Origin of the sequence: Rhizobium sp. L9, from assembly GCF_002531885.1 — a bacterium.
GTDB lineage: Bacteria > Pseudomonadota > Alphaproteobacteria > Rhizobiales > Rhizobiaceae > Rhizobium.
This window is the reverse complement of sequence record NZ_NWSZ01000099.1, coordinates 1-733: the sequence shown is the minus strand read 5'-3', so window position 1 is coordinate 733 and position 733 is coordinate 1. Positions and strand designations below refer to the sequence as shown.

The 733-nt window shown below is 55.5% G+C and carries 1 protein-coding gene; it reads left to right on the top strand.

Annotated elements, in window-relative coordinates; translation table 11 throughout:
* A partial coding sequence (locus tag CO660_RS32445) for an IS30 family transposase (RefSeq protein ID WP_097601898.1) occupies positions 1-685 on the top strand: 685 nt, incomplete at its 5' end.
* Positions 686-733: the final 48 nt, after the last annotated feature.

Sequence of the window (733 nt, the reverse complement as noted above, 5' to 3'; positions counted from 1 at the left end):
GCTGTCGGACGGCCTCAGTCGTGTTCGCGTTTGCAAGGAGACAATCTATCGCTTTATCTACAGCAAGGAAGATTATGGGCTTGGTCTCTATCAGTATCTACCGGAAGCGCGCCGCAAACGTCGTCCACTGCGCTCCAGGAAGCCGCGCGACGGTGTTTTTCCAGCCACGCACCGCATATCCCAACGTCCTGATTCTATTGGAGATAGATCGCAGTTTGGGCATTGGGAGGGCGACCTCCTCATCTTCGAACGTCCACTCGGCCATGCCAATGTCACCTCCCTCGTCGAGCGCAAGAGCCGCTATACCGTTCTCATCAAGAATCCGAGCCGGCACTCGCGCCCGATCATGGACAAGATCATCAGAGCGTTTTCGCCTTTACCGGCCTTCGCGCGTCAAAGCTTCACCTTTGATCGCGGTACCGAGTTTGCCGGATTCAGGGCTTTGGAAGAAGGGATCGGTGCGCGTAGTTGGTTTTGCGACCCAAGTGCGCCTTGGCAAAAAGGAACCGTCGAGAACACCAACAAGCGCATTCGACGTTTCCTGCCAGGCACGACAGACTTGGCAGTTGTGTCGCAACACGACCTTCTCAACCTGACGCGCCATATCAACGATCAGCCGCGCAAATGCCTCGGATACAGGACACCGACCGAGGTATTTATGGCGCATTTGCGCGAAGATGGGTGATCCCCTATCCTGCAAAACAGGCATGATGCACTTGGGTTAGCTTCTCCA